This is a genomic window from Pseudomonas sp. SJZ074, assembly GCF_007828215.1.
GTDB lineage: Bacteria > Pseudomonadota > Gammaproteobacteria > Pseudomonadales > Pseudomonadaceae > Aquipseudomonas.
In genome coordinates this window covers 243147-257805 of record NZ_VIUE01000002.1, presented here as the reverse complement: position 1 = coordinate 257805, position 14659 = coordinate 243147, and the positions used below count along the sequence as shown (strand labels likewise).

Genomic DNA, 14659 nt, shown 5'->3' with positions numbered 1-14659 from the left:
CGTTTGTTCAAAAAGGAAAGGCCGCCGAAGCTCTGGCGCGTCCATAACCCTGACGATTAGGTGGTCTTTGTCAGCCTATGGCATGATGCCCTAGTACTTTCCCTGATGAGAGGCTGGTTGTGTCAGAGATTCCCCTAGTGGTATGTGATGACTCCAACATGGCTCGTAAGCAAGTTTTACGAGCATTGCCGGCGGACTGGTCGGTCTCCATTACCGAAGCCAGTAACGGCCGCCAGGCCATGGAGGCCATACGCAAGGGGCTGGGCCAAGTGGTTCTGCTCGACCTGACCATGCCGGAGATGGATGGTTATCAGGTATTGAGCGCGCTGCGCACCGAAGGATTGAAGGCACAAGTCATCGTGATCTCCGGTGACGTCCAGGAGGAAGCGGTACGTCGCGTCGGTGAGTTGGGCGCACTGGCCTTCCTGAAAAAGCCTTTCGATGAAACCGAACTGCGCCAGACCCTAAGCCGCCTGGGCCTGCTGAACAAGTCCGCTCAGGCACCTCAACAGCATCGCCCCACAACCAATACCGCCATCCATTTCCATGATGCATTCCGCGAAACGGTCAACGTTGCCATCGGCCGGGCCGCCGCCCTGATCGCCAAGGTCCTGGGGGTCTTCGTGCAGTTGCCGGTGCCGAATGTGAACGTCCTCGAAGTCGGTGAACTGCACATGGCGCTCGCCGATGCCGGCAGCTCCCAGCAGCTCACAGCCATCTGCCAGGGCTTTATCGGCAGTGGCATCGCCGGTGAGGCCCTGCTGATGTTCCATGACTCGGAAGTCGCCGATATCGCGCAACTGATGCAGCGCCAGAGCGCCGATTATTCGGACCTGGAAATGGTCCTCGATCTTTCCAGCGTGCTGATCGGCGCGTGCCTGAGCAGCATTGCCGAACAGATCGACGTGGTGTTTTCCCAAGGTCACCCGCAGGTGCTCGGCCAGCATGCGGCGATCGACGAGCTGATCCGGGTCAACCAGACCCGCTGGAAAAAGACTCTCGCCGTGGAAATCAGCTACAGCCTGGAAGGCCACGACATTCGCTTCGACCTGTTATTGCTGTTCACGGAAGACTCAATCGAGCGGTTGACCCACAAACTCGCCTACTTGATGAGCTGAGCCATGAACAATCCTGTTGATCTGAACGAATTCCACTGGCTGCTGGCGATTGTCCAGAGCATCGACGTCGGGGTGGTGGTGCTTGACCGCAAGTATCGGGTGCAGGTCTGGAACACGTTTATGGAGAACCGTTCCGGGGTTCAACCGAAGGATGCCCATAACCAGCATTTCTTCAGCCTGTTTCCCGAAGTCGACCAACAGTGGTTCAGCCGCAAGGTGGAAAGCGTCGCCGCCCTGGGCACACCCGCCTTCACGGTCTGGGAGCAGCGTCCCTATCTGGTGCGGTTCAAGAACTACCAGCCGATCACCGGCCACGAAGCGTTCATGTACCAGAACACCACCCTGCTGCCCCTGCGTTCCCCCGACAGCAATATCAACCATATCTGCCTGGTGATCTATGACGTCACCGACGTCGCCACCAACCGGCATCAGCTCCAGGCCGCCAACGCCCAGTTGCAGCTACTGTCCAGCACCGATCGACTGACCGGCCTGTACAACCGTGGCCATTGGGAAGAGAGCCTCAAGGCCGCCTATGCCCGGCATCAGCGCTATGGCAATAACTCCAGCCTGGTGATGTTCGACATCGACCACTTCAAGCGGGTCAATGACACCTACGGTCACCAGGCAGGCGACAAGGTCATCGAACAGGTCGCTCGCCTGGTCCGCGAGCATGTGCGCGACTCCGACGTCGCCGGGCGTTATGGCGGTGAAGAGTTCGGCGTGGTGCTTTCGGATACCGACAAGGCCGGTGCACGGATGTTTGCCGAGCGCCTGCGCAAGGCCGTCGAAGAAATGGACGTGCCGTACGGCGACGTGGTCATCCGTTTCACCATCAGCCTGGGGGTGGCCGACTTGAGCCGGCCGTCCAGCAGCCACGCCGAGCTGATCGCCTGGGCGGACGAAGCGTTGTACACCTCCAAGAAAACCGGGCGCAATCGGGTAACAGTGCACGAATAGACTCGTGGAAGCGACGGCGGACGCTACGGGCTGGAATTCGCAGGATCGGGCAATCATCAGCCTGAATTGTGCAATGTTGCCCTGCAGATTCCTTCCTATAGTTGATCGGAGCCAAACCTCGCGGAGCAGGTCCCACCATGAGCGCCCTCAACATCAATGGCCGTGAATACACGGTCGACGTCGATCCTGGCACCCCGATTCTCTGGACATTGCGTGATACGTTGGGCATGACCGGCACCAAGTTCGGCTGCGGCGCAGCCCTGTGTGGCGCATGCACGGTCCATCTGGACGGCCAGGCCATCCGATCCTGCGTGACGCCGATCGCCGCTGCCGAAGGCAAGAAAATCACCACCATCGAAGCCGCCACCGACGGCAGCGATCCGGTCGGCACGGCAGTGCATGAAGCCTGGGTCAAGCATGACGTCGCGCAGTGCGGCTACTGCCAGAGCGGTCAGATCATGAGCGCGACCGCGTTCCTCAAGGCCCAACCCAGGGGCAAGCAACCCACCGCCGCCGAAATCGACTCGGCCATGGCCGGCAACCTCTGCCGCTGCGGTACCTACGCCCGTATCCGTGCTGCCGTGGCCGATGCCGCCAAAGCCCTCGCCTGACCGGAGTGCGCCATGCTCAACGACATTTTCCCTGACGAACTCCCTCGCACCCTGCAATCGATCTTCACCGATGACGACACCGGCAGCGTCACCACCCTCCCCCGGCGCAGTTTCCTCAAGATTGTCGGCATCGGCGGGCTGGCCCTGGGCGCATTCCCGCACCTGGCCCTGGCACAACAAACCGGTGACAACGCGCAAGCGCTCAAGCCTACCCAGCAACCGTCGGCGTTCGTACAGATCGCGCCCAGCGGCGAAGTAACGGTCACGATCAACCGCCTGGAGTTCGGTCAGGGTGTGCAGACCGGGCTGCCCATGATTCTCGCTGAAGAACTCGACGCCGACTGGAGCCTGGTGCGCACGCGCAACGGCAGTAATGACGCCGCTTATCAGGACCCGAATTTCGGCATGCACATCACCGGCGGCTCCAACTCGATCAAGAACAGCTACACCCAGTACCGCGAACTGGGTGCCCGCGCTCGCGCCATGTTGCTCGCGGCGGCGGCCGCACGCTGGAGCGTGGATGCGGCGAGCCTGAGCACCCAGGCGGGTATGGTGCTCGGCCCTGGAGGCCGAAAAGCGAGCTACGGGGAACTCGCCGAAGCGGCGATGGCGTTGCCCGTGCCCGAAACCATCACCCTCAAGGATCCCAAGGATTTCCGCATCATCGGCCAGGCAACCACACGCATCGATGCTAAGGCCAAGAGCAGCGGCCGGCAGGATTTCGGCATCGACATGCACCTGCCCGGACAGCTCACCGCCGTGGTGGCGCGCCCGCCTGTATTCGGTGCCCGCATCGCCTCGCTGGATGACAGTGCGGCGCGTGCCACCCAAGGGGTAAAAGCCGTCCTGCGGGTGCCGGTGGACGGAGGGGCCGAAGGTGTAGCGGTGGTCGCGGACGGCTACTGGCAGGCGAAAACAGGCCGTGATGCGCTCAAGCTGCAATGGGATACCTCAACGGTCGAAAAGGTGGACAGCGAAAAACAACTGGCCCAGTACCGGGATCTGGCCAAGCAACCCGGCCCCCTTCATTTCGATGCCGACATGACACCGCTTGCCACGGCCCCGCATCAACTGGAAGCCGAGTTCCTGTTTCCCTACCTCGCCCATGCACCCATGGAGCCGCTCAATTGCACCGTCCAGGTTTCCGGGGACCGCGCCCAGCTATGGGTCGGTACGCAGTTCCCCGGTGGCGACGGCGTCGCGGCGGCGCGGGTGTTGAATCTCAAGCCGGAGCAAGTTCAGGTCAATGTGCAGACGGCAGGCGGTGGCTTTGGCCGGCGTGGCGTCCCCTCCGGCGACTTCGTTGTGCTCGCCTGCGAAGTCGCCAAGGCCGCGCGCACCGCCGGGCTCGATGCGCCCATTCGCACCCTGTGGAGCCGTGAAGACGACATCAAGGGCGGCTACTACCGCCCGATGCACCTGCATCGCGCGCATATCGGCTTCGATGACAACGGCAACGTACTGGCCTGGGATCACGTCCTGGTAGGGCAATCGATCCTCGCCGACACGATGTTCGGTGCCCGCTTGAAGAACGGCATCGACCCCACGGCTACGGAAGGTTTGCGCAATCCTTATCCGTTGCCGATGCGTCTGACGGTGCATCATCCCAAGCTCAACGTACCCGTGTTGTGGTGGCGCAGCGTGGGCTCCACGCATACGGCCTTTGTGATGGAAACGTTGATCGATGAAATAGCCCGGGCAACCCGGCAGGACCCAGTGGCCTATCGGATGAAACTGTTTGCCGATCAAAACCCACGTCATCGCGCCGCATTGCAACTGGCGGTGGACAAGAGTGGCTACGGCAAGGATCAACTGCCCGAAGGGCGAGCCTGGGGCGTGGCGGTGCACGAGTCGTTCAGCTCGGTGGTGGCCTACGTGGTCCAGGCCTCGGTACAGAACGGCCGTCCGGTGCTGCATCAAGTGACTGCGGGCGTGCACTGCAACCTGGCCGTCAACCCCCGCAGCGTCGAGGCGCAGGTACAGGGTGCGGCCCTGATGGGCTTGTCCATGTGTCTGCCGGGCGGTGCCGTCACGTTGAAAGACGGCGTCGTGCAGCAAAGCAACTTCGCCGACTTCAACGTGCCGCGCATTACCGATACGCCGGAGTTTTCGATTCACATCGTGCCCAGCGCCGAGCCCCCCACCGGCATGGGTGAACCCGGCCTGCCGGCATTGGCGCCGGCCTTTGCGAATGCGCTGGCGAGCCTGACGGGCAAGCCGTTGCGTCAGTTGCCGTTCCAACTGACGTGACTGGGTTATCATGACCATCATTTCAAATCCCTGACCTGATGGAACGACCATGACTTTCGATTTCGACCCCGTGTTCGAGCGCCACGGTACCGGCAGCACCAAATGGAGCCGCTACCCGGCCGATGTGTTGCCGATGTGGGTAGCCGATATGGACTTCGCTGCTCCACCCGTGGTCATCGATGCGCTGCGCAAGCGTCTCGAGCATCCGATGCTTGGCTACAGCGTGGCCCAGGACAGCCTGCGGGCGGCCATTGTGGCTGATCTCTGGAACAAATACGCCTGGCGCGTCGAGCCCCAGCAGATCGTGTTCCTGCCGGGTGTGGAACCGGGTTTCAACATGGCCCTGCACGGGCTGGTGGAAGCGCAGCAGAATGTCGTGGTGCAGGTGCCCAACTACCCGCCGCTGCGCAATGCGCCGGGCCACTGGCAGTTGAACAAGGTGGAGCTGCCTTTCAACCTGGCCGGCGGTGAATTCCATACGCCCCTGGCGGCGTTGCGTGAGGCCCTGCACGGCGGTGGCGCCCTGTTGCTGAGCAATCCCCACAACCCGCTGGGCAAGGTGTTCGGACGGGAGGAACTCAAGGCCGTGGCAGACATCTGCCTGGAGCAGGCTGCCTGGATCATCTCCGACGAGATCCATGCCGAGCTGTGCTTCGACGGCCGGGTGCACATCCCCACCGCGACCCTGAGCCCGGAAATCGCTGAGCGCACTATCACCCTGATGTCCGCCAGCAAGGCCTACAACATCGCCGGGCTGAAAACTTCGTTCGCCATCATCCAGAACGCCAAGGTGCGCGAACGCGTCAACAATGCCCGTGCCGGTATGGTTGACAGCGTCAATGCCCTGGGCCTCGAGGCGACCCGGGCGGCCTATAGCGAGGCTGGTCCGTGGCTTGAAGCGTTGAAGGTGTATCTGCAAGCCAATCGCGATTATCTGATCAATGCGGTGCAGACACGTCTGCCCGGCATCAGCATGACCGTGCCCCAGGGCACCTACCTGGCGTGGCTGGATTGCTCGGGGTTGGGTTTGGACGACCCGCACGCCTTCTTCCTCCATGAAGCCAAGGTCGGTCTCAGCGCCGGGCTGGACTTTGGCGACGACGCCCAACAGTTCGTGCGCCTGAACTTCGGCTGCCCGCGGGCCTTGCTGGAGGAAGGGATCGCGCGGATGGAGAGAAGCCTGAAGGCTCGGCGCTGATCACAAGAAGTGATCATCAACTGTGGCAAGGGAGCTTGCTCCCTCACCACATTGGATTCAGAGCGGGGCGTTATGCTCATGCAAATCCGGCGCATACACAAAACACAGTTTGTTCCCCTCCGGATCCCTGCAATAGGCTCCAAAGTAACCTTCCGAGTACTGCGGCCTCGGGCCCGGCGGGCCTTCGTCATACCCCCCCATGGCAATGGCCAGGTCCCAGGCGGCGCGCACGGTCTGCGGTGAGTCGGCGGCGAAGCTCACCTGCATGCCGTTGCCCCACGTGGCGGGCAAGCCGTTAAAGGGCTGTTGCACGAATACCTGGGGCCAGCGCTTACCGGGTTGATGCCAACCTTCCCCGGGCGGTCCGGAATCGTTTTCACTGTCCATGCGCACCAGCCCCAGGCACCCCAGGACTGCGTCATAGAAAGCGATCATCCTCGGCAAGTCTCGCGCGCCGATCTGTATATGACTGAACAATTTCCATCTCCTTGTTGAATACGTATGGCCATTGGAGAACTCCTGTGCTCCGACGTTCGCTTGCCGATGACTATTGTTCGACGAAACGCCCTGCGCAACGCTCATCGACTGACCGAATGATCCAACCGAACTCTGCCAAAAAAACCGCGGTCCACCCTGCATCGCATCCACACCTTGCCTGGAGAATGCCATGGTCGACTACCCTACCCCACCTTTCCCGAAGCAAAGCCAACCGGTGCCCGGCACCCAGCGAAAAATGGACCCGTATCCCGATTGCGGCGAACAGAGTTACACCGGTTCCGGGCGTCTGGCGAGCAAGATCGCCCTGATCACCGGTGCCGACAGTGGCATTGGTCGCGCCGTGGCGATTGCGTTTGCCCGTGAAGGCGCGGACGTGGCCATTTCTTATCTGGACGAACACGAAGACGCCCGGGAAACCGCGCGCTGGGTCGAGCAGGCCGGCCGTCAGTGCCTGTTGTTGCCAGGCGATCTGGCAGACAAGACCCAGTGCCGCAAGGTTGTCGATGAGACCGTCGCTCGCTTCGGACGTATCGATGTCCTGGTCAACAATGCCGCGTTCCAGATGACCCACGAGCATCTGGAGGACATTCCGGATGAGGAATGGGTGCGCACGTTCGATATCAACATCACGTCGATGTTCAGGATCTGCCAGGCCGCCGTACCGCACATGAAGGCCGGCGGTTCGATCATCAACACCAGTTCGGTCAACTCCGACATGCCCAAGCCGACCCTGCTGGCCTATGCCACCACCAAGGGCGCCATCGCCAACTTCACCGGCGGCCTGGCGCAGATGCTCGGGCCCAAGGGTATCCGGGTCAACAGCGTGGCGCCGGGGCCGATCTGGACCCCCCTGATTGTTGCGACCATGCCTGAGGAAGAGGTGCAGAACTTCGGTTCCCAGACACCCCTGGGGCGCCCGGGCCAACCGGTGGAAGTGGCGCCGATCTATGTGCTGTTGGCGTCGGACGAGGCCAGCTACATCTCCGGGGCACGGTATGGGATAACGGGGGGTAAGCCGATCCTCTGAATCCTGGTGTGTTCTTTTGTGGCGAAGGGATTTATCCCCTCGCCACAGAGGCAACACTCAAATCACCAGAATCAGGACTCCTTGGCAATCACAGAAATCTTCCCATTGCGCTCGATAATCGCAAACTTGATCTGCTCCAGGGTCTCGATTCCCTGGCTCGAACGCGCCGCTTCCATGATGTCGGCTTCCACCAGCCGGGCAAGGCGCATGCGACCCTGGAGGATCCGGCCGTCCTCGACAATGATCATCAGCAGCACGAAGTCGAAGGTGGTGAGGTCGGCCAGTGAGCGGCGGCCGGCGATCTTGAACAGCACCATTAATGCCAGGTACATCGCGCCGGCGCACAGTACGGAATCCATAGGTCACCTAAGGGAAAATGAATTGATCGAAACTGACCGCGCTGCCGGGCATGGCGATACGGCTGTGGTAGATCCCCAGCCCGGTACTGACCAATGAGAGGTACAGGCTTGCCTTACCCTCGGCGTCGGCCTGAACCCAAACCTTCATCCCCTGCCCCGCGCTCGCCGAACGCACGGGATGGGGATGCAACGCCTCTACGTCGAAGCCTTCCAGCCAGTCGCCGCCCAACTCCACCTCCAATACCGCGCCGGGCGTCCCCTTGAGATGAAGGATCATGGCGTTGTTGGAGCCGTTGCGATGAAAAAACTCGTACCTGGCCCCCAAACGGCCATCGCTGCTCTGCACGTCGCGGGAGCTCAACGGGCCCCGTGAAAACTGCCCCAGTAAAGTGAGAATCACCAGCAGCACCAGCCCATACCAGCCGACCCGCTCGAACCGCCAGACCTTGAGCTGATACGCCATGTCTTCACGCACTGGAAACTCGCGACTGCGCCAGTCTTCCGGCTCGGTGTGATGGCTCATGCGGCTGTCCTATCGGTACTCACCCGCCAGGGCACGCTGATGAAAGTACCGCAGTTGCACGAGCGCATGCTCGGCGGCCCGCAACTGCACTTGTCCGCGCGTGCCGAAAAAGCGCTCCTGGCGACTGAACAGTGCCCGCTTGCCATTGATCTGGAAGGCCCAGGCAAAACACACGGTGCCAGCGGGAATGCCATCCATGTCGTCCGGCCCGAGGATCCCGGTGGTGGCCACCGCCACGTTGGCATTGGCATCATGCAAGGCGCCGAGGACCATTTCCTGCGCGACTTCACGACTGGTGAGGTTGAAGGTAGCGATGGTGCGCGGGCTCACGCCCAGCAACCGCTGTTTCGCCTCGGGGGAGTACACCACGTAACCGCTTTCGATCAGCGAGCCGCTGCCCGGCACTTCGGCCAGCAGCGTGACGATCTGGCCGGCGGTGCAGGATTCGGCCGTGGTCAGGCGCAAGTCATGGTCTCGCAGGTAATCAACCAGGGTCTGGGCAACAGTCATGGTGCGAAAGTCCTTCTGAGGTGCTGATGGGTTGACCCCTGCCGCTTGGATTCATTCCCTCCGATCGCTTCCCGACGCGCCGCGACAAATAAATGAAACCGTCCTCCGATCCTGCGCCTCAAACCCATAAGGGTCTCACGCTGAGGCTGACTCGATCAGGAGGTCGTCATGTCCGCACCTTTCGTCAAACTGTTCACGCATCCCGAATTCGCCTGGCAGGACATCCGCGAAGAAGAACAGGCCCATCCACGTCATTACCTCGGTCACCTGCTGTTGCTGGCACTGATTCCGGCGGTGTGCCTGTTCATCGGCACCACCTGGACCGGTTGGAGCCTGGCCGAGAACGAAACGGTACGGCTCACTGCCGCCAGCGCACTGCAACTGTGCGTGCTGCTGTACCTGACCATTGTCGCCGGCGTGGCGCTCATGGGGCTGTTCATTCGCTGGATGTCCCGCACCTTCGAAGCGCGCCCGAGCGTCAACCAGTGCATCGGCTTTGCCGCCTATACCGCCACCCCGTACTTCCTGGCCGGACTTTCCGGGCTTTACCCCAGCCGCTGGCTGGCGGTGGCGGTGTTGCTGGTCGCCTCGGCCTATTCGACTTACCTGTTATTCATCGGCCTGCCCAAGTTCATGGGCGTCAAAAAGGAACAGGGACTGTTGTACTCGGCAAGTGTCTGGGGTGTCGGGTTGCTGGTACTGGTGACTATGCTGGTGGAGATGATCCTGCTGTGGTTCAACGTGTTGCAGCCGGAATATCTGCGGTTTCCGGTGGGTTGATCACAACGTTGGACGCTTTGGCTTCATGCTTCTGTGGCGAGGGGATTTAGCGAAACTCGCCACAGAAGTCCCTGCAAATCCCTACTATTTATCCGTTTTCTTCATCCCAACCCGCCGACGCATATCCGCCGTGATGCTCTGGCGGGTTTTCTTCAGGTCGGCCCAAGGCTCGTGACCCACTTCCGCCAGGCGCTCGTGGACGTTATGCACATTCCACAGATTCGCCCCCTTGAGCTCCGCCACCTCCTCCCGAAAGATCGGTACCGACACCGGCAACCCTTCGCGGGTGCGGACCGCGTAGGCGCAGATGGTGGTAGCGCCGAGGCCGTTGCGCAGGTAGTCGATGAAGATCCGCCCGACGCGGTTCTTCGGCCCGGACACCGCGGAGAAGCGATCCGGCAGCAGCTTCGCCATGTGGCTGACAATGGCGTGACTGAATCCCTTGACCTCGTCCCAACCGAGTTTGCGCGTCAGTGGCACCACCACATGGATGCCCTTGCCGCCGCTGGTCTTGAGAAATGCCTTGAGGCCCAGTTCATCAAGCACCGATAACGTCAGTTGGGTGGCTTCCACCATGCTTTTCCAAGGCAACGCCGGGTCCGGGTCAAGGTCGAGGACGAAACGGTCCGGCTTGTCCAGATCGACGGCGGTGGCGTTCCAGGTGTGCAACTCCACCGTGCTCATCTGCACCGCGCCGATCAGCGCCTCAGCATTATTGATGATCATCACCGGCTGCCCGGTCAAGGCCTTGTCCAGGCTGGTAATCCCGGGAATCGCCAGGCGCTCGGGGTTTTTCTGAAAGAACAGCTCGCCGGCGATCCCGTCCGGCGCCCGTACCAGCGCCACCGGGCGCTCGGCCAGTTCCGGCAGAATGAACTCTGCGACGCTGGCGTAATATTCGGCCAGTTGCAGTTTGGTGGTGCCGCTGGTGGCGTCGATAACCCGCTCGGGGTGAGTGATCCGCACCTTGCCGTCCATCGCCGGGGCCTGGGTGGCCTTGCCCTTGGTTTTCGTCGTGGACTTGGCCGGCTTTTTTTCGACTTCCTCAGGTTTGTCCACGGCTTTCGGGCGCTCCTGGGTAATTTCCCTGGCCGGTTTGTCGTTGCGCAAACCATGGAACACCGCATGCCGCACCGACCCTTCCTTGGTCATCTCGGCATATGCCACCTCGGCCAGTAACGTCGGCTTGAGCCAGTGCACGCCCTTGGCTTCGTAGCCGGTGGGCGGATTGACCACCGCGGCTTTTTTCGTCTCCAGAGGCAGTAACTGCTGGTGGATGCTCTTGAGGGTAGTTTCGTTGAACCCGGTGCCAACCTTGCCGGCATAGCGCAGCTCACCGCTATCGGCGTCATGCAACCCCAACAGCAACGCGCCGAAGGCACTGCGGGCACCCTTGGGTTCGCTGAAGCCGACCACCACGAACTCCTGGCGGTTCTTGCATTTGAGCTTGATCCAGTCACTGCTGCGCCGGGACACATAGGCACTGCCGGCGCGCTTGCCGATCAGCCCTTCCATCTTCATCTGGCAAGCGCTGTTGAGCAACGCATCCGGGGTCTCCTCGAAGGCATCGGAGAAACGCAGCAACGGATCCTCGTTGCCCTTCAGCACCGCCGCCAGCGCAGCCCGGCGCTGTTCCACCGGCACTTTGCGCAGGTCCATACCATTGAGATAAGGCAGGTCGAACAGGTAGTAGGCGATCTTGCCGCTGCTGCCGACGTCGAAGGCATTCTGCAAGGCCTGGAAATCCGGCACGCCCTCTTCGTTGGCCACAACCATTTCCCCATCCAGCCAGGCCGACTCAAGCCCGAGCCCGGCGAGGGCCTCGGCCTGGCTGGGCAACTTGTGGGTCCAGTCGTGGCCGTTGCGGGTGATCAGACGCACATCCCCGTTTTCGATACGGGCCATGACCCGATAACCATCGAATTTGATTTCATAGAGCCATTCGCCGTCGGGGGCGCTTTCCACCAGGGTCGCCAGCTCCGGCTTGAGGGTTTCGGGCATTGGCCCGGCCACCGCGCCGCTGAGGATGTTTTTCGAAGATTGTTTCGATGACGTGGGCTTGGCGGCTTTATCCGGCTGTTTCACCACTGCGGCAGCGGCAGCTTTGCCACGGCGCTTGGGGATGATGGTGCGGTCGCTGAGCACGCTGTCCGGCTCGGCCTGCACCACATCGTATTCACTTTCGGGCCGGGCGGCGTCGTCCTGATGCTTGATCAGGAACCACTGTTCCTGCTTGCCCGGCATGTGGGTGCGGACCAGATTCCACAAGCCGGCCAGCTTCTCGCCTTGCAGCTCGAACTTGAGCCGGCCCTTTTCGTAGGCCTCATGGGGATCGCCCTGGGGGATCCAGACGCCCCGATCCCAGACGATGACATCGCCGGCGCCGTAATGGCCTTCGGGAATGCTGCCTTCGAACGTTGCGTAGTCCAGCGGATGGTCTTCGACATGCACCGCAAGGCGCTTGGACTTGGGGTCCAGGCTCGGCCCCTTGGGTACCGCCCAGCTCTTCAGGGCGCCGTCCAGTTCCAGGCGAAAGTCGTAATGCAGCCGCGAGGCATCGTGTTTCTGGATGCAGAACTGCAAGGCGTGAGCGGTTTTCTTCGACTTGCGCGAGCGCTTCGCCGCCGGCTCCGGGGTGGCGGCGAAATCACGCATGCGGTTGTAGTCATCGAGGTTCTTGCTGGTCATCGGCCACCTGCCGCTTGCTGGAGCGTCGGACCGGCCACGGGCAACCCGGCGGTCTCCGACATCAGTTGATCGACGACCCGGCCCAAAGCCTGCGCAGGCGTATCCCCCAGCAACAACCCCTGTTCGTAGAGAACCACTTGCCGGTCGGCACTGGTGCCTTCCTGCACGATCCGCCGCGCCTGCTTGAACACGTCGCTGACCCCGAGGGCCGCGGCCGTTTCACCAAAGGTCTGTTCGGCCAGGGTCAGCCATTCACCGATGAGCATCGGCTGCTCCTGGCCCTCGATGATGAACTCCGCCAGGATCCCGTGGCGCTTGGCCCGCCAGCGGTTCTCCTTGAGGATCCACTGGGAGGTCTGGCTGTAGTGCGCCCCGGGTTTGGGCTGAGCAATGGCGTGGGCCACCATCAGGCGAAACAGCGAGACCAGGCAAAGGACATCGTCGATCCGTGGACAGGCATCGCAGATGCGCATTTCCAGGGTGGGAAAATGCGAGGAAGGTCGAATCACCCACCAGCAATCGCTGGCCTGGCGAATCGAGCCGGTGCGCATGAGCAAGTCGACGTACTCGGCAAACGCCGACTCGTCTTCGAAGAACTCCGGGACGCCCATGCGCGGCCACTCATCGCAGGCGACCTGGCGGTAGCTGCTGAAACCGCTATACGCGCCGTTCCAGAACGGTGACGAAGCACTCAGCGCGAGAAACATCGGCAGCCAGGGCAAGACCTCGTTCATCACCCGGACCCGATCCCGGTCGGCCGGGACCTCGACGTGTACATGCAGGCCCGACAGCACGCTGCGTCGGGCCACCCGCTGGTAATCATCGAACAGTTGCTGGAAGTGCAATTCATCGGTGGGTTGCAGAACCTGGGCCGCCATGGGGTGGGATCCGGCGCTGAGCAATCCCAGTCCATGGGGCGCCAAACGCCGCGTCAGGCCTGTGCGTACCTCGCTCAGGTAGTCGGCGGCTTCGGGCAGGCTGCGAAAGATGGGCGATGCCACCTCGACCTGGCTCTGGAACATTTCATGGGCGAAGTGCTTGCCCAGCTCGATCCGGCACTCGGCCACCGCAGCCTCGGACGGTTGACCTGGCATGCAGCGGGTTTGCAGATCGGTGATGAAATATTCTTCTTCAATGCCGAACTTCAGACGCCTGTTCATCGATAATCCCTCCGATACCCGCGCCGATGCGGGTTACCACCAACGCCACCACGGCGATCCTTTCCACATTCCGATACCCAGGCGTCAGCAGCTCCTCACCAAAGACGTCCGGGTCCAGTTCCTTGTAGGTCCAGCCAAACTCCGGCGAGTCGCGCCATGTTCCCAGCGCCTCCAGGAACGGATCGCGACCATCGACCATCGCCACCCCGGTGTAGAGCACCAGCGAGCCGCCCGGGGTGAGCCGGGGCAACGCCTGCTCGACAATGCGCAACGACAGCCCGGCGCCGAGGGCGCCACCACCGTCGCGATAGGCACGCTCCGCCGGATCGGCCATGTACGGCGGGTTGGCGACGATCAGGTCGAATTGGCCGTCGACGTTCTGCAGCAGGTCGCTGTGGGCAATCTCGAGGTTGCCCACCTCGGCCAACGCGGCATTGACCGCGCTCAGGCGCAGAGCCAACGGATTGATGTCCAGGGCCAGTACCTGGGCCTCGCGACGGGCCCGGGCAATGACGATCGCCCCGACACCAGCGCCGCAGCCAATATCCACGGCGCGATGCACCGCCGTGAAATTCTGTTGCAGATGGGTATGGATCAGTTGTGCGAAGCGGTAGCTGTCCGGGCCGAAAAACACTGCATCGCTGGACTGGGTAGGGAATGCCGAATGGGCAAACAGCAACCCGTCCAGGCTCGACCAGCGCACCCGGCTGTGAAGCAGGCCCTGGCGCTCTTCCAGCACCTCGGCTTCTTGCAGTTGACGCTGTTCGTCGGCGGAGATCAGTCCCGGCGCAAATGGCCGCGACCAGCCGAACACGTCGCGCAATGTCCTGGAACGCTCGTTTCCGGGCCGCTGGTTGACCCGTTCATGGGTCAGCGGCGTTGGCGTGATGAAGCGATAACCATCGGCTTGTAACCGACGGCCCAGCTGCAACAGCGCCAGGTCGGGTTCAGAGAGGCGTTCTTCCTGATTCATGCAGGGC

Annotated in this window: 14 protein-coding genes; 7 read left to right on the top strand and 7 right to left on the bottom strand. The window is 62.0% G+C overall.

From position 1 onward, the window contains the following. Window positions 1-119 precede the first annotated feature (119 nt). The 5 genes from FBX99_RS03470 (at window position 120) to FBX99_RS03450 (ending at window position 6134) form a co-directional block, all read left to right on the top strand. Window positions 120-1118 (top strand): response regulator, encoded by a 999-nt coding sequence (locus FBX99_RS03470; RefSeq protein ID WP_145130629.1) that lies wholly within the window; start codon window positions 120-122, stop codon window positions 1116-1118. 3 nt (window positions 1119-1121) lie between these two features. After that, window positions 1122-2075, top strand: a complete 954-nt coding sequence (locus tag FBX99_RS03465; protein WP_144922198.1) for a GGDEF domain-containing protein — start codon at window positions 1122-1124, stop codon at window positions 2073-2075. 137 nt (window positions 2076-2212) lie between these two features. Then, window positions 2213-2686 (top strand): (2Fe-2S)-binding protein, encoded by a 474-nt coding sequence (locus tag FBX99_RS03460; protein ID WP_144922195.1) that lies wholly within the window; start codon window positions 2213-2215, stop codon window positions 2684-2686. Window positions 2687-2698: 12 nt separating this feature from the next. Continuing rightward, window positions 2699-4936 (top strand): xanthine dehydrogenase family protein molybdopterin-binding subunit, encoded by a 2238-nt coding sequence (locus FBX99_RS03455; RefSeq protein WP_144922192.1) that lies wholly within the window; start codon window positions 2699-2701, stop codon window positions 4934-4936. 49 nt (window positions 4937-4985) lie between these two features. Beyond that, window positions 4986-6134, top strand: a complete 1149-nt coding sequence (locus FBX99_RS03450; RefSeq protein ID WP_145130627.1) for a MalY/PatB family protein — start codon at window positions 4986-4988, stop codon at window positions 6132-6134. A gap of 57 nt (window positions 6135-6191) precedes the next feature. On the opposite strand, the gene FBX99_RS03445 is transcribed toward FBX99_RS03450, so the two are convergent. Then, on the bottom strand, window positions 6192-6611 hold the full coding sequence (locus FBX99_RS03445) for a VOC family protein (RefSeq protein ID WP_144922186.1): 420 nt from the start codon (window positions 6609-6611) through the stop codon (window positions 6192-6194). 190 nt (window positions 6612-6801) lie between these two features. Here FBX99_RS03445 and FBX99_RS03440 point away from each other — a divergent pair, with 190 nt between their 5' ends. Continuing rightward, entirely contained in the window at window positions 6802-7659 is an 858-nt protein-coding gene (locus FBX99_RS03440; RefSeq protein ID WP_144922183.1) for an SDR family oxidoreductase, read from the top strand. A gap of 71 nt (window positions 7660-7730) precedes the next feature. On the opposite strand, the gene FBX99_RS03435 is transcribed toward FBX99_RS03440, so the two are convergent. The 3 genes from FBX99_RS03435 to FBX99_RS03425 are packed head-to-tail and all read right to left on the bottom strand — an operon-like array spanning window position 7731 to window position 9051. Next, window positions 7731-8018: a YetF domain-containing protein gene (locus tag FBX99_RS03435; protein WP_145130625.1), complete on the bottom strand. Its 288-nt coding sequence runs from the start codon at window positions 8016-8018 to the stop codon at window positions 7731-7733. A 7-nt stretch (window positions 8019-8025) separates the two neighbouring features. After that, a complete protein-coding gene (locus FBX99_RS03430; RefSeq protein WP_144922177.1) occupies window positions 8026-8541 on the bottom strand; it encodes a hypothetical protein in 516 nt (171 codons plus the stop codon). 9 nt (window positions 8542-8550) lie between these two features. Next, window positions 8551-9051 (bottom strand): CinA family protein, encoded by a 501-nt coding sequence (locus FBX99_RS03425; protein ID WP_144922174.1) that lies wholly within the window; start codon window positions 9049-9051, stop codon window positions 8551-8553. A 168-nt stretch (window positions 9052-9219) separates the two neighbouring features. On the opposite strand from FBX99_RS03425, the gene FBX99_RS03420 reads away from it, so the two are divergent. Further along, window positions 9220-9831, top strand: coding sequence for a Yip1 family protein (locus tag FBX99_RS03420; protein ID WP_144922172.1), 612 nt, complete (start codon window positions 9220-9222; stop codon window positions 9829-9831). Window positions 9832-9915: 84 nt separating this feature from the next. Here the strand turns inward: FBX99_RS03420 and ligD are convergent, their stop codons facing one another. From ligD to FBX99_RS03405, 3 genes are read right to left on the bottom strand one after another with little or no spacing between them, the layout of a single operon-like run. Then, complete coding sequence (ligD, locus tag FBX99_RS03415) at window positions 9916-12519, bottom strand: DNA ligase D (protein WP_145130623.1); 2604 nt, start codon at window positions 12517-12519, stop codon at window positions 9916-9918. Beyond that, entirely contained in the window at window positions 12516-13679 is a 1164-nt protein-coding gene (locus FBX99_RS03410) for a carboxylate-amine ligase (protein WP_144922166.1), read from the bottom strand. Before FBX99_RS03410 ends, ligD begins: the two co-directional genes overlap by 4 nt. Then, the gene (locus FBX99_RS03405; protein WP_144922163.1) at window positions 13651-14652 is read right to left on the bottom strand and encodes a class I SAM-dependent methyltransferase; all 1002 of its coding nucleotides are present in this window, start codon (window positions 14650-14652) and stop codon (window positions 13651-13653) included. Before FBX99_RS03405 ends, FBX99_RS03410 begins: the two co-directional genes overlap by 29 nt. Between the last annotated feature and the right edge of the window lie 7 nt (window positions 14653-14659).

What these genes read in the sequence shown, in the direction of transcription:
- FBX99_RS03465 (WP_144922198.1), top strand. Translation starts at nt 1,122, where the DNA reads ATGAACAATCCTGTTGATCTGAACGAATTCCACTGGCTGCTGGCGATT.
- FBX99_RS03460 (WP_144922195.1), top strand. Translation starts at nt 2,213, where the DNA reads ATGAGCGCCCTCAACATCAATGGCCGTGAATACACGGTCGACGTCGAT.
- FBX99_RS03455 (WP_144922192.1), top strand. Translation starts at nt 2,699, where the DNA reads ATGCTCAACGACATTTTCCCTGACGAACTCCCTCGCACCCTGCAATCG.
- FBX99_RS03450 (WP_145130627.1), top strand. Translation starts at nt 4,986, where the DNA reads ATGACTTTCGATTTCGACCCCGTGTTCGAGCGCCACGGTACCGGCAGC.
- FBX99_RS03440 (WP_144922183.1), top strand. Translation starts at nt 6,802, where the DNA reads ATGGTCGACTACCCTACCCCACCTTTCCCGAAGCAAAGCCAACCGGTG.
- FBX99_RS03435 (WP_145130625.1), bottom strand. Translation starts at nt 8,018, where the DNA reads ATGGATTCCGTACTGTGCGCCGGCGCGATGTACCTGGCATTAATGGTG.
- FBX99_RS03430 (WP_144922177.1), bottom strand. Translation starts at nt 8,541, where the DNA reads ATGAGCCATCACACCGAGCCGGAAGACTGGCGCAGTCGCGAGTTTCCA.
- FBX99_RS03425 (WP_144922174.1), bottom strand. Translation starts at nt 9,051, where the DNA reads ATGACTGTTGCCCAGACCCTGGTTGATTACCTGCGAGACCATGACTTG.
- FBX99_RS03420 (WP_144922172.1), top strand. Translation starts at nt 9,220, where the DNA reads ATGTCCGCACCTTTCGTCAAACTGTTCACGCATCCCGAATTCGCCTGG.
- ligD (WP_145130623.1), bottom strand. Translation starts at nt 12,519, where the DNA reads ATGACCAGCAAGAACCTCGATGACTACAACCGCATGCGTGATTTCGCC.
- FBX99_RS03410 (WP_144922166.1), bottom strand. Translation starts at nt 13,679, where the DNA reads ATGAACAGGCGTCTGAAGTTCGGCATTGAAGAAGAATATTTCATCACC.
- FBX99_RS03405 (WP_144922163.1), bottom strand. Translation starts at nt 14,652, where the DNA reads ATGAATCAGGAAGAACGCCTCTCTGAACCCGACCTGGCGCTGTTGCAG.